21 protein-coding genes and 1 tRNA gene are annotated in these 19076 nt (G+C 65.8%); 11 read left to right on the top strand and 11 right to left on the bottom strand.

The genetic code is table 11. The features are described 5' to 3' along the window. Window positions 1-224: 224 nt before the first annotated feature. On the top strand, window positions 225-1253 hold the full coding sequence (locus ACSLUQ_RS18155; RefSeq protein ID WP_417772958.1) for a threonine aldolase family protein: 1029 nt from the start codon (window positions 225-227) through the stop codon (window positions 1251-1253). A 155-nt stretch (window positions 1254-1408) separates the two neighbouring features. Here ACSLUQ_RS18155 and ACSLUQ_RS18160 read toward each other — a convergent pair whose 3' ends face one another. Then, window positions 1409-1861: an Hsp20 family protein gene (locus ACSLUQ_RS18160; RefSeq protein ID WP_417772959.1), complete on the bottom strand. Its 453-nt coding sequence runs from the start codon at window positions 1859-1861 to the stop codon at window positions 1409-1411. Between the two features lie 331 nt (window positions 1862-2192). Here ACSLUQ_RS18160 and ACSLUQ_RS18165 point away from each other — a divergent pair, with 331 nt between their 5' ends. After that, window positions 2193-2576: a hypothetical protein gene (locus ACSLUQ_RS18165; protein ID WP_417772960.1), complete on the top strand. Its 384-nt coding sequence runs from the start codon at window positions 2193-2195 to the stop codon at window positions 2574-2576. 116 nt (window positions 2577-2692) lie between these two features. Next, window positions 2693-3655, top strand: a complete 963-nt coding sequence (locus ACSLUQ_RS18170) for an alpha/beta fold hydrolase (RefSeq protein WP_461809319.1) — start codon at window positions 2693-2695, stop codon at window positions 3653-3655. Between the two features lie 12 nt (window positions 3656-3667). Here the strand turns inward: ACSLUQ_RS18170 and hisN are convergent, their stop codons facing one another. Next, window positions 3668-4459 (bottom strand): histidinol-phosphatase, encoded by a 792-nt coding sequence (hisN, locus tag ACSLUQ_RS18175; protein WP_417772962.1) that lies wholly within the window; start codon window positions 4457-4459, stop codon window positions 3668-3670. Between the two features lie 451 nt (window positions 4460-4910). Then, window positions 4911-5801, bottom strand: a complete 891-nt coding sequence (locus tag ACSLUQ_RS18180) for an N-formylglutamate amidohydrolase (RefSeq protein WP_461809320.1) — start codon at window positions 5799-5801, stop codon at window positions 4911-4913. Between the two features lie 375 nt (window positions 5802-6176). On the opposite strand from ACSLUQ_RS18180, the gene cpdR reads away from it, so the two are divergent. The 5 genes from cpdR to ACSLUQ_RS18205 all read left to right on the top strand — a co-directional run bounded on the left by cpdR (window position 6177) and on the right by ACSLUQ_RS18205 (window position 9070). Further along, window positions 6177-6536, top strand: coding sequence for a cell cycle two-component system response regulator CpdR (cpdR, locus tag ACSLUQ_RS18185; protein ID WP_417773125.1), 360 nt, complete (start codon window positions 6177-6179; stop codon window positions 6534-6536). 207 nt (window positions 6537-6743) lie between these two features. Next, a tRNA-Val gene (locus ACSLUQ_RS18190) sits at window positions 6744-6818 on the top strand. Between the two features lie 241 nt (window positions 6819-7059). After that, window positions 7060-7185, top strand: a complete 126-nt coding sequence (gene ykgO / locus ACSLUQ_RS18195; RefSeq protein ID WP_417772964.1) for a type B 50S ribosomal protein L36 — start codon at window positions 7060-7062, stop codon at window positions 7183-7185. A gap of 155 nt (window positions 7186-7340) precedes the next feature. Continuing rightward, window positions 7341-7928, top strand: a complete 588-nt coding sequence (locus tag ACSLUQ_RS18200) for a tetratricopeptide repeat protein (protein ID WP_417772965.1) — start codon at window positions 7341-7343, stop codon at window positions 7926-7928. Window positions 7929-8035: 107 nt separating this feature from the next. Beyond that, window positions 8036-9070, top strand: a complete 1035-nt coding sequence (locus tag ACSLUQ_RS18205; protein ID WP_461809321.1) for an alpha/beta fold hydrolase — start codon at window positions 8036-8038, stop codon at window positions 9068-9070. Window positions 9071-9107: 37 nt separating this feature from the next. On the opposite strand, the gene pyk is transcribed toward ACSLUQ_RS18205, so the two are convergent. The 4 genes from pyk to ACSLUQ_RS18225 all read right to left on the bottom strand — a co-directional run bounded on the left by pyk (window position 9108) and on the right by ACSLUQ_RS18225 (window position 13359). Next, window positions 9108-10544, bottom strand: a complete 1437-nt coding sequence (pyk, locus tag ACSLUQ_RS18210; protein ID WP_461809322.1) for a pyruvate kinase — start codon at window positions 10542-10544, stop codon at window positions 9108-9110. After that, the gene (locus ACSLUQ_RS18215; RefSeq protein ID WP_417773126.1) at window positions 10541-11047 is read right to left on the bottom strand and encodes a DUF1036 domain-containing protein; all 507 of its coding nucleotides are present in this window, start codon (window positions 11045-11047) and stop codon (window positions 10541-10543) included. Before ACSLUQ_RS18215 ends, pyk begins: the two co-directional genes overlap by 4 nt. A gap of 36 nt (window positions 11048-11083) precedes the next feature. Next, on the bottom strand, window positions 11084-12373 hold the full coding sequence (locus ACSLUQ_RS18220; RefSeq protein WP_461809467.1) for a glycerate kinase type-2 family protein: 1290 nt from the start codon (window positions 12371-12373) through the stop codon (window positions 11084-11086). An 80-nt stretch (window positions 12374-12453) separates the two neighbouring features. Next, window positions 12454-13359, bottom strand: coding sequence for a DMT family transporter (locus ACSLUQ_RS18225; RefSeq protein WP_461809323.1), 906 nt, complete (start codon window positions 13357-13359; stop codon window positions 12454-12456). Between the two features lie 291 nt (window positions 13360-13650). Between ACSLUQ_RS18225 and ACSLUQ_RS18230 the strand changes: the two genes are divergently transcribed. The 3 genes from ACSLUQ_RS18230 (at window position 13651) to ACSLUQ_RS18240 (ending at window position 15284) form a co-directional block, all read left to right on the top strand. Then, window positions 13651-14478, top strand: a complete 828-nt coding sequence (locus ACSLUQ_RS18230; protein ID WP_461809324.1) for an N-formylglutamate amidohydrolase — start codon at window positions 13651-13653, stop codon at window positions 14476-14478. A gap of 39 nt (window positions 14479-14517) precedes the next feature. Further along, window positions 14518-14826 (top strand): DUF1244 domain-containing protein, encoded by a 309-nt coding sequence (locus ACSLUQ_RS18235; protein WP_461809325.1) that lies wholly within the window; start codon window positions 14518-14520, stop codon window positions 14824-14826. 194 nt (window positions 14827-15020) lie between these two features. Further along, the gene (locus ACSLUQ_RS18240) at window positions 15021-15284 is read left to right on the top strand and encodes a DUF2312 domain-containing protein (protein ID WP_417772971.1); all 264 of its coding nucleotides are present in this window, start codon (window positions 15021-15023) and stop codon (window positions 15282-15284) included. A gap of 268 nt (window positions 15285-15552) precedes the next feature. On the opposite strand, the gene ACSLUQ_RS18245 is transcribed toward ACSLUQ_RS18240, so the two are convergent. The 4 genes from ACSLUQ_RS18245 to ACSLUQ_RS18260 are packed head-to-tail and all read right to left on the bottom strand — an operon-like array spanning window position 15553 to window position 18929. Continuing rightward, entirely contained in the window at window positions 15553-16953 is a 1401-nt protein-coding gene (locus tag ACSLUQ_RS18245) for an NAD(P)(+) transhydrogenase (Re/Si-specific) subunit beta (RefSeq protein WP_417772972.1), read from the bottom strand. A gap of 13 nt (window positions 16954-16966) precedes the next feature. Beyond that, entirely contained in the window at window positions 16967-17443 is a 477-nt protein-coding gene (locus ACSLUQ_RS18250) for a proton-translocating transhydrogenase family protein (protein ID WP_417772973.1), read from the bottom strand. A gap of 12 nt (window positions 17444-17455) precedes the next feature. Further along, window positions 17456-18595, bottom strand: coding sequence for a Re/Si-specific NAD(P)(+) transhydrogenase subunit alpha (locus ACSLUQ_RS18255; protein WP_461809326.1), 1140 nt, complete (start codon window positions 18593-18595; stop codon window positions 17456-17458). A gap of 49 nt (window positions 18596-18644) precedes the next feature. Then, the gene (locus ACSLUQ_RS18260) at window positions 18645-18929 is read right to left on the bottom strand and encodes an aa3-type cytochrome c oxidase subunit IV (protein WP_417772975.1); all 285 of its coding nucleotides are present in this window, start codon (window positions 18927-18929) and stop codon (window positions 18645-18647) included. Between the last annotated feature and the right edge of the window lie 147 nt (window positions 18930-19076).

The following is a 19076-nucleotide window of genomic DNA, read 5'->3' on the forward strand; positions in this document are numbered from 1 at the left end:
ATAGGACAGTATGGCTGTCCTATCGAGCGGAGGCGAACAATGCCAGATTTCCGCATGGGGGGCAAGCGGCATAATCGCCCGTTCCGACCTGTTTCTTTCGAAAAGTTCGGGGAATTTGTCACAATCGGCAAGTCCGACCGTGCCTTCGGCAATTTTCTGTCCGCGTGGGGTGCGGGAAAATTGCAGGCTTGCAAGCGGGCGATGGCTGGTCCTAGATCGCCAACATGATCTTTGCAAGCGACAACTGGGCAGGCGCCTCGCAGCCGGTGATGGATGCGTTGACCCTGCACAACGACGGATCCGCGCCCGCATACGGTCGCGATCCGCTCACCGAGCGCGTCCGCACGCGCTTCCGCGATTTCTTCGAACGCGACGTTGATGTCTACTTCACGGCGACGGGAACGGCGGCGAACGCGCTGTCGATGGCCGCCTGCGCCAGACCCGGAGGGCTGGTCCTCACCAGCGAGCTGGCGCACGTCTATTGCGACGAGTGGGGCGCGGCCGAGTTCTACACTCACGGCATGAAGATGGTGCCGGTGGAGACCGTCACCGGCAAGGTCACCTTGTCCGGCGTGGAAAAAGTGCTTGTCCAGAACCCGGACAGCAGCCGCTTCGGCCGGCCGACGGCATTGAGCCTCACGCAGGCGAGTGAATGCGGAACGGTCTATAGGCCGGAGGAGATCGTCGAGCTGACCCGCATGGCGCGGCGGCGGGGGCTTGTCTGTCACATGGACGGCGCGCGCTTCGCCAATGCGGTTGCCCATCTTGGCGTCAGCCCGGCCGAGATCACCTGGAAGGCGGGGATCGATATCCTCTCCTTCGGCGGCACCAAGAACGGCTGCTGGTGCGCCGAGGCAATCGTCGTCTTCAATCCCGACAGCGTTCGCGACATCGCCACTCACAGGGCACGCGCCGGGCATCTCTTTTCGAAGTCGCGCTTCGTGGCGGCGCAGTTCGACGCCTATCTCTCCGGCGATCACTGGCTCGGCCTCGCGCGTCATGCCAATGCCGCCGCCCGACGTCTTGCCGAGGGCATCTGCGCCCATCCGGGGACCCGCCTTGCCTGGGCTGCGGAGGCGAACGAGGTCTTTCCTGTCCTGTCCTTCGAACAGATCGAGCGGCTTCGCGAGGGCGGCGCGGAGTTCTATGAATGGTCCCGCGAGGGATGCGGCGACAAGGAGGCGGTGGTGCGGCTGGTCACGAGCTTCCGGACCACGGATGCCGAGGTGGACGGGTTCCTCGCGCTGCTGTGAGGCGCGTTTCGGAAATCAAACGAAGAAACGCCGGCCGGGGATCCCGGTCGGCGTTTCTTTTGGCCCAAGAGACTCTGGCGTCATTCGCCCTGGGAGGGGGGAGGCGAACGATGCGCTCTCGTCGGGCTGTGGGTGTTTGACGGCAAGCCGTCAGGTCAGTTGACCGCACCTTCGATCTGGCGTGCCGTGTCGGCTCCGCCGCCGATCTCGATACGGCGCGGCTTCATCGCCTCCGGGATCTCGCGGGAGAGATCGATGTGCAGGAGGCCGTTTTCAAGGCTCGCGCCCTTGACCTCGACGAAGTCGGCGAGCTGGAAGCGGCGTTCGAAGGCACGTGCGGCGATGCCGCGGTAGAGCACTTCGCCAGCCTCATTCTCCGAAGAGCGATCACCCTTGACGGAGAGAACATGCTCCTTCGCCTCGATGGTGAGGTCGCCCTCGCCGAAGCCGGCTACCGCCATCGTGATTCGATAGGTGTTCTCGCCGGTGCGCTCGATGTTGTAGGGCGGGTAGCTCGGCGTGTCCTGGGCAGAGTTGTCGAGCATGGAGAAAAGGCGGTCGAAGCCCACGGTGGAACGGTAAAGCGGGCTGAAATCCATATGACGCATCGTTTTGTCCTCTCATTGAGCAACAGGTGATGTTCGACCTTTCCGCGTTCGCCGCCACCTTGGGCCGGCATGTCGGGATCGGTCCTGCGCGGGCCCTTCAGTGGCGCCCGCGTTGAATTAGGTGGGGGTATGTTCCGGCGCTTTCAAGAGGGGGTTGGTGCCGCCAGATGACAGCCGCAAGGGCGCGAGAGCGGGCGCGCTGCGCAGTGCCTCGAGCGGGTTTTTCAAATGAACGGAAACTGAACGGCGGCTTCCGGTCCCGTTCAGCGGCAAGGAGGCATTCTCACTCCATCAACACGGCGCACCAGCGCCTCAATCCGGAGAGAAGACAATGCTGAAGACCCTTCTTGCCACCGCCGTCGTCGGTCTCGCCCTTGCCGCCCCAACCGCCCAGGCCCTCGAGGCCCGCCCGCTCGCTGCGCCCGCCGTGGCCACCGCCGGAGCCTCCGTCGAGCTTCAGCTCGTCGGCAATCGCGGCAACTGGGGGCGGGATCGCGGCCACCGCTGGGGACGCCATCAGCGGCTCGATGTGCGCCAGGTCGTCAACCGGCTGCACCGCCACGGCTACACCCGCGTGAGGGCCGTGCAGCCGCGTGGCAATGTTTTCGTGGCGAAGGCCTTTTCCCGTCGCGGCGGCATGCAGCGCCTCGTCGTCGATGCCTACTCGGGTGATATCGTCGGGCGCACCGCCATTCGTCCGCGCCGCGGCTGGTAACGGCGCGAGCGCATCTCCAGGATGAGGGCCGCCGGTGTTGAGCCGGCGGTCCTGCTCCTGTATGACGAGCCTTGTGGAAATTGCGCGCGATGTCGCGCATCCGTCGCAGGGGATGCATGGTGGTTCGAACGGAACTTTTCGATCATCCCGGCAATCCCGTGCCAGAAGGTGCTGTATGCGCCATCGTCGAAACACCGGATCGGGTGCGCCTGCGCACAGCCCGGTGGATGCCGACGGCAACCCCCTTGCGCGGCACCGTCACCCTGATCCAGGGGCGGGCGGAATTCATCGAAAAATACTTCGAGACCATCGCCGACCTGCGTGCCCGGGGATTTGCCGTCGTCACCTTCGACTGGCGTGGGCAGGGCGGGTCCGAGCGAAAGCTGCGAAACCGCCGGCGCGGCCATGTGCGCGATTTTTCCGAATATGTCCGGGATCTGGAGACTGTGGTTTCCGGGGTGACGCTTGCCCATATGCCGGGACCGCATTACGCGCTCGCCCACTCGACCGGCGGGCTGGTGCTGATGCTGGCGGCATCACGCATGCGCACCCGGTTCGAGCGCGCCGTGCTGACGTCCCCGTTGATCGGGCTCGGCAAGGTCGGCGTGTCCCAGCGGGTGGTTTGTCCGCTGGCGAATTTTCTGGCGCGGATCGGGTTTTCCAGGGCCTTTGTGCCGGGCGGAAAGCCGAAGATCGTCTTTCCGTTCGAGACCAATCCCCTCACGTCCGACGAGAGGCGCTTCCGGCGTGGCGAGGCGGTGCTAAGGGGGGCTGACGATCTGGAGATCGGTGCTCCGACAATCGGCTGGCTGGCGGCGGCCTGCCGTGCCATGCGGCGCCTGTTCGATCCGTCCTTCGGTCCGGCGATGACCTTGCCGACGCTGATCGTTTGCGCCGGGCAGGATGCAATCGTGTCGGCCCGCGCGGCGGAGGCCTTCGTCCGCCAGACCCGTGTCACCAGCTTTCTGGAGATCGCCGGAGCGCGGCACGAACTGCTGATGGAGGACGACCTCTACCGCGACCAGTTTCTCGCCGCCTTCGATGCCTTTGTCGCCGAGGGAGCGCTTCTGTCCGCTTAGGGGAGGGCGTCGTCAGGCGCCGACGCGAGCGAGGCGGGCGAGCACCTTGTCGTGCAGCCGCCTGTCGCCCGAGGCGACGATCCTGCCACCCTCGGCAGGCGAGCCGCCGGTCCATGTGGTGACGATGCCGCCGGCGCCCTCGATGATCGGAATCAGCGCAACGATGTCATAGGGCTGAAGGCCGTTCTCGACGACGAGGTCCGCCTGGCCGGCCGCGACCATTGCATAGCCGTAGCAGTCGGTTCCGAAGCGGGCGGTGCGCACCGTCGTCTCGATCTCCAGATAGGCCTCCAGCTCCGCGCCCTCGAACAGGCGTGGGTGGGTGGTGCAGAAGATCGCGTCCTCGAGGCGCTCGCAGGGGCGCGTCTTGAGGGGCATGCTGGTGTCGCGGTAGCGGCACCAGGCCGTCTTGCCGTCGCCGTAGAAACGTTCGCCGACATAGGGTTGGTCCATGACGCCGAAGACCGGAGTGCCTCCTCTCTTCAGGCCGATCAGGGTGCCCCAGGTAGGCAGTCCGCAGATGAAGGCGCGGGTTCCGTCGATCGGGTCGAGAACCCAGACGTGGTCCGCATCGAGACGCACGCTGCCGTGCTCTTCGCCCAGGATGCCGTGATCCGGGTAGGTCTCCTCGATGAGGGTGCGCAAGGCCGTCTCGGCGTCGCGGTCGGCAACGGTTACCGGGTCGAAGCCCTGAGACAGCTTGTTGTCGATGGCCGAGATCCTGCGGAAATGCGGAGCGATAACGGCGCCGGAGGCTGCCGTGAGGCGGTCCGCGAAGGCGGCGAGTTCGGCTGTCGTCGGCATCGGCATTCGGTCCTTCCGTCCATGGCAGTCTCGGGCGCGGCGTCGCCGGCGTGATCGTGCGAGGTGCCAGTCGCTTGCGCGAATTCGCGCCTTCATTCGTCCCGGTGGTGGTTTAAACGGCGGCACGGGGCGAAGTCGAGAGGAAAGCGTGCAACTTTATTCAATCACCTGACAGAACCCAATGTTCTGATTTTTAAGCGGTTTGACGACGCGCTTATTTTCTGGGCAGGCACTGCGTCGAATTTGGCGTTGACTTTGGTGCGCTGCAGGGAGAAATTGTTGCAGTGCGATATGGTTCTTCCAGATCGCGCCGCCCTCCTTGGGCGTTTCCTCCCTAGACTCGGGCCGCGCCTCGCAAGAGGCCGGCCCTTTTTTCTTGCCCGGGCCATCTCGCAAGTGCGAGATGGTGCCCGCCGGAGGCGCGCTCCTGACGCCTGTCGCGGAGGGGTGTTTACTCAGCGGCGAGCGTGTCGGGAAACAGCGCTGCATCGGGGATGGAGACGATCTCGCTGGCGAAGGCCTGCAGGTCCGCTGCGAGAGCTGCAAAGCCCGGCGAGGGCAATGTCGCCCCCTCATCCATGTATAGCCCCCGGTTGATCTCTATCTGCAGCGCATGGAGGCCCTTCGCGGGCCGGCCGTAGTGTTCGGTGATGAAGCCGCCGGCGTAGGGCTTGTTGCGGCTGACGCGATAGCCGAGCCCGGTGAGGATCTCCGCCGCCGCGTCCACCAGCGGTTGGGCGCAGCTCGTGCCGTAACGGTCGCCGAGAATGAAGTCCGGCCGTGCGCCGCCCTCCGCGCCGCGCACGGCCGAGGGCATCGAGTGGCAGTCGATAAGTACCGCGAAGCCGAAATCGACGTGGGTGCGCGCCAGCAGCCGGCGCAGGGTCTGGTGGTAGGGCTTGTAGATCGTCTCGATGCGGTCGAGCGCCTCGCTCACTTGCAGGCGCCCGCGGTAGATCTCCTGGGCCTCGCCGACGACGCGGGCGATGGTGCCGAGCCCGCCGGCGACCCGAATCGAACGGCTGTTGGCGTAGGGCGGCAACCGGTCGTCATACATCCTCGGGTCGAGTTCGTAGGGTTCGCGGTTGACGTCCAGAAAGGCGCGGGGAAAGCGTGCCCTCAGCAAGGGGGCGCCAAGGCCGACGACCGGTTCGAACAGGTCATCCACAAAGGCGTCTTCCGAGCGACGGATCGCGTTGCTGTCGAGGCGGGAGGCGGCGAGAAAGGGCAGCGGGTAGTGGCGGCCGGAGTGAGGCGAGTTGAAGACGAAGGGTACGCGGTGCTCGGCCGGTTGAAGGATTTCGAAAGGCTCGACCTCCGCAAATCCGTTCACCACATACATGCTCGCGCGTCCCTTGCCTGGGCATTCGTCTGACCGGCTTTCGTCTGGCCGGCGTGCGGCCCGTGGCCCATCAACCGGGCCCCATGAACCGGGAGGTCGCCCTTGCGTCCGCCTGTTCTATTTGCCCTCGAATCGACGGCAATGTCCACAAGCTCGGCTGGAAATGGCCGAAGGCGGCACGGCCTTGGCGGTTTCACTGGATGTTTACCGGCGATGGGCCTTATAAGCGGACGGGAACGATGTGCCAAAACGGGATTGGGCACGGGCCCGCGCAAGACCCGCGCGGGCATCTTCAGGATCCTGAAGCGGGATGCAGGCGCGCCGCCATCCGGGCCGGACGGTCGGACGGGCGGCCTGGCAGCACGGACGGAAGAAATGGCACGAATCCTACTCGCGGAAGACGACAACGACATGCGCCGCTTTCTTGCCAAGGCATTGCAGAAGGCGGGCTATGATGTCGTTTCCTTTGACAATGGCAAAAGCGCTTATGAACGACTACGTGAAGAGCCGTTCTCGCTGCTTTTGACGGACATCGTCATGCCGGAGATGGACGGCATTGAACTGGCGCGACGCGCAACCCAGCTCGACCCGGACCTCAAGGTGATGTTCATCACCGGCTTCGCGGCGGTTGCGCTCAACCCGGATTCCCAGGCCCCCAAGGATGCGAAGGTGCTGTCCAAGCCCTTCCACCTGAAGGACCTGGTCATCGAGGTGGAAAGGATGCTGGCGGCCTGAGTGTGCCGCCGCATTGGCCTCTCGCGGTCCCGTGTCTGGCGGTCCCGGGTTTTCCACCGAAGTTGTGGGCAACGAAGAAGTTTTAGATCGGGGCTTGCACCGCTTCCAGAACCCCGTTATATGCCTTGCCACCGCAGCCGCTTGTCGGCAACTTTCCGGACTGATCCCGGTCGACCTTACGGTCAAAGGGAAACGAATTTCAGGTTCGGGCGTGTAGCTCAGCGGGAGAGCACTACGTTGACATCGTAGGGGTCACAGGTTCAATCCCTGTCACGCCCACCATTTTATCCGCCGTCACAAGGTCAATGACCGGATGGCGGGTCCGGCCAGACAGCTGGTCGGGGCCGTGTCGCGCCGCGCGGGCTTTTGCCTGGCGCGCGCCCGCCTCGAGAAGCAGACTGGCCAACCCTGGCAGGATGGCTCCTAGGAGCCACCTGCGGCCGAACGGACCGGTGCCCCGGCGCCACCAGATGAACAAACGGATGCCGCCGCCAACGCGGCTCTGTTTACGGAGACTGGAACGATGAAGATCAAGAATTCGCTCAAGGCGTTGATGGGCCGGCATCGCGACAACCAGATGGTCCGTCGCAGGGGTCGCGTCTACATCATCAACAAGAAGGCTCCGCGCTTCAAGGCGCGCCAGGGCTGAGGCCCCGGCTACGGGCTTTCATCCGACTTCTTCGCAAAGTCATTGACGACCGCGTACGGCAGGCCATACTTGCTGTTATGCGGTCGTTTTTCTTGTTTTCACTCTCCCTTGCTCTTTCCGGCGCTGCCCTTGCCCAGGACGGTGGGGGAGGCATTGTGCCGCCCGAATCGATGCCTCCTTCCGTCGACGATTTCGATGCGCCGACCACGGCGGTGGAGCCCCCGGGTGGTCCCGGCCCAGCTGTTCCCGAGGAAAAGCAGAGCGGTACCGAACTCGACCGTCTCTTCGCGCAACTGAGCGAGACGGACGATCCCGCACAGGCGAAGCCCGTCGTCCTGCGCATCCAGCGCATCTGGATGCGCTCGGGAAGCCCGACGGTCGATCTGCTGATGGCCCGCTCCGCCGCCGCCCTGAAGGGAGGGGATCTGGCGCTTGCGCTCGACCTGGCGGACATGGTGTCCCGCCTCGCCCCGAACTTTGCCGAAGGGTGGAACCGGCGCGCCACGATCAATTACCTGCGTGAGGACTACGGCCGCGCGCTCGTTGACATCGAGCGGACGCTGGCGCTCGAGCCGCGCCACTGGGGCGCCATGTCGGGGCTTGGCATTATCCTGCGGCGCATGGGGCGCGACGACGAGGCGCTGGCGACCTTCAAGGAGGTCCTCAAGCTCAATCCAACGAGCGAGAACGCGCGCAAGGCCGTCGATGCACTCTCGGAGCAGTTCGCAGGCGAGGACGCCTGACGGCATCCGCAGGCCGATCCCCGACGTATGAGAAGGCAGGCGGTGTACCCGCCCTTCGGCCCGTCAGGGCCCGCCGCCGTTCCAGAACCCCTTCCAGGCAGGATTGCATGGCCTCCGGTCTCTCGCTCACGCTTCTCGCCGTCGCTGGCATTCTCGGCGCGCTTGGCCTTTCCGCGCAGGTCATAGGCCGGGCGGCGGAGGCAAAATATCCGCCGGTCGGACAGATCCATTTGGTCGCGGGGCAAGGTATCCACGTGCTCGACCAACGGCCGGAAGACTGGAGGCCGGGAGATCCGACGCTGGTTTTCCTGCATGGGGCGAGCGGCAACCTGCTCGATATGCGCATGGCGTTCCTCGAGCCCTTGTCGAGACGCGGCTACCGGATGATCTTCGTCGATCGTCCCGGCCATGGCCATTCGGAGCGCGGTGGACCGGGCATGTATTCCCCGGCGCGGCAAGCGGAGGTCGTTGCCAGTCTGCTCGAAGGACTGGGGATCGACAGGGCCGTGGCCGTCGGTCACTCCTGGGGAGGGGCCGTCGTCGCCCAGCTTGCCCTGCAGGAGCCCGACCGGATCAACGGGATCGTCTTCATCGCGCCCGCGACCCATCCCTGGCCCGGGGGGGTGAATTGGTACTACACGGCTTCGACCGCTCCGGTCCTCGGTCCGCTCTTCGCCTACACGCTGGCGCCGAATGTGGCGGCACTCGTTGCGCCGAGCGCCGTCGAAGGGGTGTTCAGCCCGGAGGCGGCCCCGCGTGACTATGGTGAGAGAATCGGGTTGGCGCTTCTGTTCCGGCCGGCGAGTTTTCTCGCCAACGCGCGCGATGTCGGCCATTTGAAGGGCGAGGTGGAGAAGGCCGCACCGCTCTATCCCAACATCCTGCAGCCCGCGGCAATCGTCACCGGTGATGCGGATACGGTGGTTCTGCCGGAGATCCACTCGGCCGGACTGTTGCGCGATCTGCCCAACGCCTGGCGGGTCGATCTTCCGGGGGCCGGCCACATGCCGCATCACACCCGAACGCAGGACGTCATCGCCGAGATCGACAGGGTCGTGGCCAAGGCTTTTCCGAACTTTGAGCCACCAGCGACCAGCAGCCTTGCGAAAACGAAAAAGGCGGCGAGAACGCCTGCCGCCTGATCCCGATCATGTTGAGTGCCGCGTGCGCGACCAGCTGTCAGAGGCTGCCGAGACCGTCGCTGCCGACAAAGGCGATGCGCAGCATGTTCGTCGAGCCGGGGGTGCCGAAGGGAACGCCGGCCGTGGTGATGATGCGCTGGCCGGGCCGGGCGAGACCTTCCTGATACGAGATCTGGCAGGCGCGGTTGACCATGTCGTTCTCGTCGCGGGCATCGTCCGAAACGACGCAGTGCAGGCCCCATGCGAGCGAAAGCCGCCGTGCGGTGGAGACCACGGGCGAAATCACGATCACGGGAACGGCGGGGCGCTCGCGCGAGGCGCGGATGCCGGTCGCGCCCGATGTCGTGTAGCAGACCACGGCGGCGAGATTGAGCGTCTCGGCGATCTGGCGTGCCGCGGCGGCGATGGCGTCCGAGCCGGTCGGCTCGGGCTCCGGGCGCTGCGCCTGGATGATGCCGCGATAGGTCGGGTCGCGCTCCACCTGGCAGGCGATGCGATCCATGGTCTCGACCGCCTCGATCGGAAACTTGCCGGCGGCGGACTCGGCGCTGAGCATCACCGCGTCCGCACCCTCGAACACGGCGGTGGCGACGTCGGAGACCTCGGCGCGCGTCGGGACCGGCGCGGTGATCATCGATTCCAGCATCTGCGTTGCCACGACGACCGGCTTGCCGGCGCGGCGGCAGGCCCGCACGATCTGCTTCTGGAGGCCGGGAACCTGCTCCAGCGGCATCTCGACGCCGAGATCGCCGCGGGCGACCATCAGCGCATCGGACAGGTCGATGATCTCGGCGAGGCGTTCGATGGCCTGCGGCTTCTCGATCTTGGCGAGAATGCCGGCCTTGCCACGGGTGACCTTGCGCACCTCGGCCAGATCGTCGGGGCGCTGGATGAAGGAAAGCGCGATCCAGTCGGCGCCTGCCGCCAGCGCGGCGTCGAGGTCCTTGCGGTCCTTCGGCGTGAGTGCGCCGACCGGGATCTCGGTGTCGGGAACGCTGACGCCCTTGCGGTTGGAGAGCTTGCCGCCGACCTCGACCACGGTTGTGGCGCTCGTCTTGTCGCAGGCCGTCACGCGCAGGCGGATCTTGCCGTCGTCGAGCAGCAGCCGGTGGTCGGGCTCGAGAGCCTGAAGGATCTCGCGGTGGGGAAGGTGGACGCGGGAGGCGTTGCCAGGCGTGGTGTCGCTGTCGAGAACGAAGGTCGCGCCGTTCTCCAGAACGACGGAATCACCCTCGAAGGTTCCAACGCGCAGCTTCGGGCCCTGGAGGTCGGCGAGAATTGCGATCGGGCGGCCAACCTTGGCCTCGACGCCACGAATCATCTCCACGAGCGTGTTGAGCTGCTCGTGGTTTGTATGGCTCATGTTGATGCGGAAGACATCCGCGCCGGCCATGAACAATTTTTCGATGATATGCGGTTCGGACGAGGAGGGGCCAAGAGTTGCCAGAATCTTTACCCGCCTGTCGCGCTTCATTGTCCGCCTGTCCCTGCTTGAACCGGTTCCGTGAGCTGAACTGTCCAGCTGCTCTGTTCGCCGGTGTCGATTTCGAAAAAACCCGTGCGCTCGTAGCCACGGGCGACGCAATCCTCAATCCCGCGGATGGTGAATTCCTTTTCGCGGGTGCACATGAAGGCACGACCGCCCCATTCGCCGAACTGGTCGTAGTCAACGGCATAGATGTAATAGAACCGTGACACGAGGCCGCCGGCGACGAGGGTTTCGCAGGTGTTCGCGGGCAGGTTCCACCAGCCCTCGGTCACCCAGTCCTTGTCCTCGCGATACCCGATCGCGACGCCAACCTGGCTTTCGGTCTTGTTGCAAAGGCGCAATTCAGCCCGCGCGGGCGTCGCGCCGACAAGGCTCAGCGAAAACAGTGCAAAGACGGCTGTCAATAAGAAGCCGGCCGCGCACCGCAGCGATGACCGCCGTACCGAACCTTCTGCCGTGGTGCGCCGTTGCCTTGCGGCTGTTCTCATCATTCGATTACTCGTGCCACCACCCTGCGCGGGATCTTATGGCTGACCTGCGTCTGTGTTGTCAATGATGACAGCCCTGAAGTCATTGACGTTGGTGAAGGTCGGGCCGGGTTGCAACAAATCACCCAGAAAGCCGAAGAAACTCGTGCTGTCGTTTCGCTCCAGAAATGAGGCGGCATCATGACCCATCGCCTTTGCCCGGGCAAGGGTTGCGGGGGTCACGAAGGCGCCGGCCGGATCATCCGCCGCGCCGCTGCCGCCGTCGGTTCCGTCCGTGTCGCCGGCCACCGCGCCGATTGCCGGATGGCCATCGAGCGCAAGGGCGAGGGCGAGGGCGAACTCCTGGTTCGGACCGCCGCGGCCATCGCCTTTGATGGTGACGGTGAGCTCGCCGCCGGAGAGCAAGACGGCGCGCCGGCCTTCCCGCGCGCACGCCTTCGCCGTTTCCGCCTGGGTGCGCGCGACATCGCGCGCCTCGCCCTCCAGGCTGTCGCCGAGCTGAACTGCCTCATAGCCCTCAGCCTGGGCGATGCGCGCGGCCGCCTCGAGCGACAGCGCCGGGCGGGCCACGATCTCGAAGCGGGTGCCGTCGAAGAGCGTATCGCCGGGTTTCGGCGTCTCGTTGGCGGGATCCTCGAGGGCGCGACGGATGGCTTCGGGCGCGTCTGGCGCGTAGCGCTCGAGCAGCGCGCGGGCGTCCGAGAGTGTTGTCGGATCGGGAAGCGTTGGACCCGAGGCGATGGCGACGGCGTCATCGTGCGGAACGTCGGAGATGGCGAGCGTCGTCATCATCGCTCCCTTGCCCCTGGCGGCAGCGAGGCGGCCACCCTTGATCCGCGACAGATGCCGCCGCAACGTGTTGATCTGGTCGATGGTGGCGCCGGAGCGCAGCAGCGCGCGGGTCAGCGCCTGCTTGTCTGCGAGCGATACGCCAGGCACAGGCGCGATCCAGTTGGCCGATCCGCCGCCGGACAGCAGCACGACAACATGGTCGTTTGGCCCCGCCGATGCGGCGAGCGCGAGCACCCGCTCGCTCGCCTCGACGCCAGCGGCGTCGGGAACCGGGTGTCCGGCCTCGACCAGCTCCAGCCGGCGTAGGGAGCGGGCGTAGCCGTGACGGGTGACGCACAGGCCTACAAGACGGTCGGGAGCGAGGCCGAACCGGTCGAGATAAGTGGCTTCGGCGACCTGCATCATGGCGCCGCCGGCTTTCCCGGCGGCGAGAAGGATGATGCGTCCGCCTGGCTCGGGCTTCGGCAGATGCGCTGGCAGGCAGGTCTCGGGCCGGGCCGCGTCGACGGCGGCCTCGAACAGCCGGGCGAGCATGGGTCTTGTGTTGCGTGTGGCGTCGGTCTTGCTCACCGGCGGTTGTCCTCCCCGTTTTCGTGTCGCATGGCGTCAGGTCTTCAACGCGCCGGAGCGCGCGGCCGTGCCACGTAGATCCCTGCGAGGATTACCGCTCCGCCGGCGACCTGCAAGGCGCTCAGGGATTCGTTGAGGATGAAATAGCCGACGGTTGCGGCGGCAACAGCCTCAAGGAAGATGACAAGCGCGGAAAATCCCGCCGATACGGTGCCGAGTGCATAGGAGAGCAACCCCTGGCCGCCGGCATGGCTGACGAAGGCCAGCAGGCACAGCATGGCGACGCCGCTTGCGCTGTGGGGCAGGAGGTCGCCCTCGAGCGCCCAGGCGGCAAGCAGCAGCGCCAGCGCCGTGACGACGGAGGAGCGGAAGAGCAGCAGGCCCGGAGAGACGCCACCGGATCCGCGTCGGGCAAAGCGGATCGCCAGGAAGTAGCTGCCGAAGAACAGAGAGGTCACCAAGCCGTAGAAGTCGCCAAGCAAGCGGTCCGGCGCGAAGGCAAGGCTGTCGCCGACGAGAAACAGCGCGCCGGCAAGGCAGATGCCAAGGCCGGCGAGCATGGCGCGTGTGACGGGTTCCCGGAGCACCAGTCCTGACGCCAGCATCACCCACAGCGGCGCCAGGGTCGCCAGCAGCGTGGCGTTGGCAGCGGTCGTGTTGACGATGGCGAGATGCCAGAAGATCAGGTCGCCGGCGAAGACGAGGCCGGCAATCAGCGTGGCGATGTTCCAGCTTGCCGGTTCTCTTTCCGGCGTCCTCTCAAGCCGCGCCCAGGCGGCCAGAACCGGCAGAGAGAGCGCCACGCGCCAGAAGGCGCTTGCGAGCGGGCCAACCTCGGCATGGCGCACGAAGACCGGCGATATGCCCATGGCCATGGCGCCGGCGACCAGCGCGGCAAAGGCCAGAATCATGCGGTCGTCGGGGGAGGCTGTGGAGGATCGTAACGTCATGATGTCCGGTGTTGTTCGCGTTCTGCGTGCCGGTTCGTCGCACGGCACGCAAACTGGCGTCCGGCGACGAACCCTACGCCGCATGGCGGCGGCTGTCGCGCATTTTTGACGCTGCGTTCGCGGTGACCGGTGTTTGCGGTGAGCAGCGGGGGCAAGTGAGCGATTCGGGTTGCAAGGATGCGCGCGATATGGTCCAGACGCGCTGAGCGACGGGGAGCCGCAGCCTTCGCTCTCCCGCCAATTCGGGCGCGGCCTGGTCCGCGCCAACCTGCCTCCGACGGATCCTGCCCGATGACGTCCCCGATCTCCGCAGCCTTTCCCCCGTCGCCATCTCCAGATGAAACACCGGTCGAGATCGTGCCGGGAGATCCGGCGTGCGGCCTGCTGCTGCTGTGCGATCACGCCAGCAACGCACTGCCGGCGCGCTATGGCTCGCTGGGGTTGCCGGAAAGGGAGTTGCAGCGGCACATCGGTTTCGATATCGGCGTGCGCGGCCTGACGCTGCGGCTGGCGCGGGCTTTCGGCGCGCCGGCGCTGCTGACCACATTCTCGCGGCTGCTCATCGATCCGAACCGTGGCGAGGACGATCCGACGCTGGTCATGCGGCTTTCGGACGGTGCGGTCGTGCCCGGCAACGCCCATCACGACGCGGCCGAGCGCGAGGCGCGCCTTGCCGCTTATCATCGGCCCTATCATGCCGCAGTGAGCTCGGCGATCGATGCGGCGCAAGCGGCGGGTCATCGCCCGGCCATATTGTCGATCCACAGCTTCACGCCGGTGTGGAAGGGGGTGTCGCGCCCCTGGCATGCCGGCGTTCTCTGGGACAGGGACCCGCGCTTTGCCGTTCCGCTCATCGAGGCGCTGCGGCAGGAGCCGGATCTGGTCACCGGCGACAACGAGCCTTACGACGGGGCATTGAAGAACGACTGCATGTACCGCCATGGCACTTCACGCGGCATCGCCCATGCGCTGATCGAGGTTCGTCAGGACCTGATCGGGGATGAGGCCGGTATCGACGCCTGGGCGGCGCGGCTCGAACCGATGTTGCGGCGGATCATTGCCAATTCGCCCGCCTTGCGCGAAATACGGCACTACGGCTCGCGTGGCGACAATGCCTGACGCGCCCCGGGCAGCCCCAAAACCCGACAGGAGATCCACATGGCCGAGATCGATGAGACGACACGCACAGAGCTGGAGGCGGCCGCGTTCCGCCGGCTGGTCTCGCATCTGCGCAATCGCACCGACGTGCAGAACATCGACCTGATGAACCTTGCCGGATTCTGTCGCAACTGCCTGTCCAACTGGTACCGGGACGCGGCCGAGGAGCGGGGCGTGACGCTCGACAAGGAAGCGGCGCGCGAGATCATTTACGGCATGCCCTATTCGGACTGGAGGGCGTTGCACCAGACCGAGGCGGGCCCCGACAAGCAGGCGGCCTTCGAAAAGGCAAGGCCGAAACACGACTGAGGCAGCGGCGACACGGGACGGTGTGAATATCGTTCCGTTTTCGTTCCGGCTTCTTGCAACGGGCGGGAAATCCGCGCATTCAAGGGGCGAAGGATCCGGCCTCGCGTGGGGAGCCGGCAACATATTCGAAGTTCACCCCCAGACAGCAGTGCGGGCGCGGCCCGTCGCTGCACCGACGAAGGAGACGAGTATCCATGTCCGATCCAGGCGGCGTCGCCGGCGACCAGCTCCGTGCATTTGTCGAACGCATCGAGCGTCTCGAGGAAGAGAAGAAGGTTATCTCCGACGACATCAAGGACGTCTATGCCGAGGCCAAGGGCACCGGCTTTGACGTCAAGATCCTGCGCAAGATCATTTCCCTGCGCAAGAAGCAGCCGCACGAGCGGGAAGAAGAGGACGCGATCCTCGACCTCTACATGCATGCTCTCGGCATGACGGGCCCGGCGAACGACGCCTGAGCCTCTTTCGAGCGGAACCGTCGCGCGTCGGCGGTTCCGCGAGGCTATGTGGCCGCGCCGCGAATCGCACCGGCCGATGTCGCGCGGTCTGGTTTCCGGCAGAGCCGCCCCACCGATCCATCACCCTTTTTGCAGTCGTGAGTGGCGTGAGTGCGAGTGTGGCCGCGCTGCGTGGGCCTTGTTGCGCGCCAAGGGAGCCGCAAAATGAAAACGGCGCGCTCCTGTCGGGGCGCGCCGCTGTCGTTTTTGGAGAGACTGTCGTCGAGGCTCAGAGCGCCTTGACGATGCCCTCGGTCATCTTCTTCGCATCGCCGAAGAGCATCATCGTCTTGTCGAGGAAGAACAGCTCGTTCTGGATGCCGGCGTAGCCGGAGCCCATGCCGCGCTTGACGAAGAGGACCGTGCCGGCCTTGTCGACGTCGAGGATCGGCATGCCGTAGATCGGCGAGCTCGGATCGTCACGCGCGGCCGGGTTGGTCACGTCGTTGGCGCCGATGACATAGACGACGTCGGCCTGCGAGAACTCGGAGTTGATGTCGTCGAGCTCGAACACCTCGTCATAAGGCACCTGCGCCTCTGCCAGCAGCACGTTCATGTGACCGGGCATGCGGCCGGCGACCGGGTGGATGGCGTATTTGACCTCGACGCCTTCCTCCTTGAGCACGTCGCCGAGCTCGCGCAGCGCGTGCTGAGCCTGAGCGACCGCCATGCCGTAGCCGGGCACGATGATGACCTTGGACGCATTCTTCATGATGAAGGCCGCGTCCTCGGCGGAGCCCTGCTTGACCGGACGCTCCTCGCCGCCGTCACCGCCGCCGGCCGTCACGGAGTCGCCGCCGAAGCCGCCGAGAATAACGGAGATGAACGAGCGGTTCATGCCCTTGCACATGATGTAGGACAGGATGGCGCCGGAAGAGCCGACAAGCGCGCCGACAACGATCAGCGCCATGTTGCCCAGCGTGAAGCCGATGCCCGCCGCTGCCCAGCCGGAATAGGAGTTGAGCATCGACACGACCACGGGCATGTCCGCGCCGCCGATCGGGATGATGATCAGTCCGCCGAAGATCAGCGAGGCGATGACGATCAGCCAGAAGACGAAATGGCTTTCGGTCTGGACGAAGACGATGACCAGCAGGACGATCAGCGCCGCCATGGCGATGTTGATCGCGTGCCGACCCGGCAGCATGATCGGCGCGCCGGACATGCGTCCGTCGAGCTTGGCGAAGGCGATGACCGAGCCGGTGAAGGTGATCGCACCGATTGCGACGCCGAGCGACATCTCAACCAGGCTGGCACCATGGATCGATCCGGTCTCGCCGATACCGAAGGCCTGCGGCGCATAGAGCGCACCGGCGGCGACCATCACCGCCGCCATGCCCACCAGCGAGTGGAAGGCTGCGACGAGCTGCGGCATGGCGGTCATTGGCACGCGCTTGGCGATGACCGCGCCCGCGCCGCCGCCGATGGCGAGGCCGAGCACGATGAGCGCCAGCCCACCGAAACCGGGAGCCGCCGTCAGCAGCGTCGTGATGATGGCGATGCCCATGCCGGACATGCCGAGGAAGTTGCCCTGGCGCGAGGTCTCGGGGCTGGAAAGCCCGCGCAGCGCAAGGATGAAGAGAACGGCCGAAACAACGTAGAGGACGGCCGTGACATTGGCGGAAAGCATCGTGTCCGGTCTCCTACTTTTGCTTCTTCTTGTACATGGCGAGCATGCGCTGGGTGACCAGGAAGCCACCGAAGATGTTGACGCTCGCCATGATCAGCGCGAGGAAGCCGAAGCCGCGGGCAAAGCCCGCACCCTCTGCCGCCAGATCCGCGCCGACGGCCAGAAGGGCGCCAACGACGATGACGCTCGAGATGGCGTTGGTCACCGACATGAGTGGTGTGTGCAGGGCCGGGGTCACCGACCACACCACGTAGTAGCCGACGAAGATCGCCAGCACGAAAATGGTGAACTGGAAAACGAACGGGTCGATCGCCCCGCCCGTCGCCGCGGAGGCGGCGTGGGCGATGGACTGGCCGACGCCGCCCGAGATCTGGTCCGCATAGCCCTGCGCCGCGTCGGCGGCCGCCTGGGCCGCTTCGGCCGCCTCACGGGCGGCCCCCGCTGCGGCTCTGGCGCGCTCGAGCGCGTCCGTGACGTTGATGTCCGACATGTCGCTCCCCCCTTATTCGGATTTCGGCGCGAAGGCCGGATGGACGACGGCGCCGTCGTGCGACAGCACAGTCGCCTTGACCAGCTCGTCGTCCCACTTGACGGCGATGGCCTTGGCTTCCTTGTCGATCATCGTCTCGGCGAAGGCGACCAGGTTCTTCGCGTAGAGCGCGGAGGCCGAGGCGGCAATGCGACCAGGCATGTTCAGGTGCCCGACGATCTTGACGTCGCCAGCCTTGGCGATCTTGCCCGGCTTGGATCCCTCGACGTTGCCGCCGCGTTCGACCGCCAGATCGACGATCACCGAACCCGGCTTCATCGAGGCGACCATCTCCTTGGAGATCAGCTTCGGCGCCGGACGACCCGGGATCAGCGCGGTGGTGATGACGATGTCCTGCTTGGCGATATGGCTTGCCACCAGTTCGCCCTGCTTCTTCTTGTACTCGTCCGACATTTCCTTGGCGTAGCCGCCAGCGGTCTCGGCCTGCTTGAACTCATCGTCCTCGACAGCGATGAACTTGGCGCCGAGCGATTCCACCTGCTCCTTGGCGGCGGGGCGCACGTCGGTTGCGCTCACCACCGCGCCGAGGCGTCGGGCTGTGGCGATCGCCTGAAGGCCGGCGACACCGGCGCCCATGACGAAGACACGGGCTGCCGGCACGGTGCCGGCGGCGGTCATCATCATCGGCATGGCGCGATCGTATTCGCCAGCGGCGTCGATCACCGCCTGATAGCCGGCGAGGTTGGCCTGCGACGACAGAACGTCCATGACCTGGGCGCGGGTGATGCGCGGCATGAACTCCATGGCGAAGGCGGACAGGCCGGCCTTGGCCATCGCTTCGACCTCTGCCTCGTGACCGAAGGGATCCATGGTCGCGATGACGATGGCGCCCTTCTTGATCAGGACGATCTCGTCGGCGTTCGGACGGCGGACCTTCAGCACCATGTCGGCGTCGGCGAGCGTCGCCTTCGCGTCGGGGGCGATGGTGGCGCCTGCGGCCTCGTAGTCGGCATCGAGGATGCGCGACAACTGGCCTGCATCCTTTTCGACCGAGACCTCAAAACCGAGGCCGACGAATTTCTTGATGGTGTCGGGCGTCGCGGCGACGCGCGTTTCACCGGCCTCGCTCTCGCGGGGCACTGCGAGTTTCATCGATTGAGTCCTCCCAGGCTCTGGTGTGCCAGCGGGTCAGGGGGCCTGATCAGGCGGTGACGATGATCGAGGCAAGGCCTGCGAGCACGAAGACGCCCGCGGAAGGGATCCACCCCTTGTCGCCAGCCGCAAGGCCGATGGCCGCCGCTACCAGCGTTGCGATAAGCGCGATCCAGCCGAAGAACACGCCAGCACCGCCACCGAAGCTGAACAAGATCAGGCACAGCACGACGTTCAGAACGGCGATCGAGCCGACCTTGGAGAAATTGATGAAGCCGGCGTAGGTACGATCGTGCTCGGCATAGTCCATTGCGGACGAGGTGTTTTCGGCCATGGGTCCCCCTATAGGTGCCTCTAAGTCATAGGTGGGCGTACTTATAACAGAGACACACCTGCGGGCAACGCGCTGATTTCGGGCGCGGATGGCCAAGACGCCGACCGTTGGGGAAGCGGCGGCGTGCGGTCGGCGGCACTGCCGGGC

Source organism: Stappia sp. ICDLI1TA098 (assembly GCF_054880955.1).

Excerpts from the sequence above, each read along its gene's own strand:
- ACSLUQ_RS18155 (WP_417772958.1), top strand. The coding sequence starts at position 225 with ATGATCTTTGCAAGCGACAACTGGGCAGGCGCCTCGCAGCCGGTGATG.
- ACSLUQ_RS18160 (WP_417772959.1), bottom strand. The coding sequence starts at position 1,861 with ATGCGTCATATGGATTTCAGCCCGCTTTACCGTTCCACCGTGGGCTTC.
- ACSLUQ_RS18165 (WP_417772960.1), top strand. The coding sequence starts at position 2,193 with ATGCTGAAGACCCTTCTTGCCACCGCCGTCGTCGGTCTCGCCCTTGCC.
- ACSLUQ_RS18170 (WP_461809319.1), top strand. The coding sequence starts at position 2,693 with ATGGTGGTTCGAACGGAACTTTTCGATCATCCCGGCAATCCCGTGCCA.
- hisN (WP_417772962.1), bottom strand. The coding sequence starts at position 4,459 with ATGCCGACGACAGCCGAACTCGCCGCCTTCGCGGACCGCCTCACGGCA.
- ACSLUQ_RS18180 (WP_461809320.1), bottom strand. The coding sequence starts at position 5,801 with ATGTATGTGGTGAACGGATTTGCGGAGGTCGAGCCTTTCGAAATCCTT.
- cpdR (WP_417773125.1), top strand. The coding sequence starts at position 6,177 with ATGGCACGAATCCTACTCGCGGAAGACGACAACGACATGCGCCGCTTT.
- ykgO (WP_417772964.1), top strand. The coding sequence starts at position 7,060 with ATGAAGATCAAGAATTCGCTCAAGGCGTTGATGGGCCGGCATCGCGAC.
- ACSLUQ_RS18205 (WP_461809321.1), top strand. The coding sequence starts at position 8,036 with ATGGCCTCCGGTCTCTCGCTCACGCTTCTCGCCGTCGCTGGCATTCTC.
- pyk (WP_461809322.1), bottom strand. The coding sequence starts at position 10,544 with ATGAAGCGCGACAGGCGGGTAAAGATTCTGGCAACTCTTGGCCCCTCC.
- ACSLUQ_RS18215 (WP_417773126.1), bottom strand. The coding sequence starts at position 11,047 with ATGAGAACAGCCGCAAGGCAACGGCGCACCACGGCAGAAGGTTCGGTA.
- ACSLUQ_RS18220 (WP_461809467.1), bottom strand. The coding sequence starts at position 12,373 with ATGCTCGCCCGGCTGTTCGAGGCCGCCGTCGACGCGGCCCGGCCCGAG.
- ACSLUQ_RS18225 (WP_461809323.1), bottom strand. The coding sequence starts at position 13,359 with ATGACGTTACGATCCTCCACAGCCTCCCCCGACGACCGCATGATTCTG.
- ACSLUQ_RS18230 (WP_461809324.1), top strand. The coding sequence starts at position 13,651 with ATGACGTCCCCGATCTCCGCAGCCTTTCCCCCGTCGCCATCTCCAGAT.
- ACSLUQ_RS18235 (WP_461809325.1), top strand. The coding sequence starts at position 14,518 with ATGGCCGAGATCGATGAGACGACACGCACAGAGCTGGAGGCGGCCGCG.
- ACSLUQ_RS18240 (WP_417772971.1), top strand. The coding sequence starts at position 15,021 with ATGTCCGATCCAGGCGGCGTCGCCGGCGACCAGCTCCGTGCATTTGTC.
- ACSLUQ_RS18245 (WP_417772972.1), bottom strand. The coding sequence starts at position 16,953 with ATGCTTTCCGCCAATGTCACGGCCGTCCTCTACGTTGTTTCGGCCGTT.
- ACSLUQ_RS18250 (WP_417772973.1), bottom strand. The coding sequence starts at position 17,443 with ATGTCGGACATCAACGTCACGGACGCGCTCGAGCGCGCCAGAGCCGCA.
- ACSLUQ_RS18255 (WP_461809326.1), bottom strand. The coding sequence starts at position 18,595 with ATGAAACTCGCAGTGCCCCGCGAGAGCGAGGCCGGTGAAACGCGCGTC.
- ACSLUQ_RS18260 (WP_417772975.1), bottom strand. The coding sequence starts at position 18,929 with ATGGCCGAAAACACCTCGTCCGCAATGGACTATGCCGAGCACGATCGT.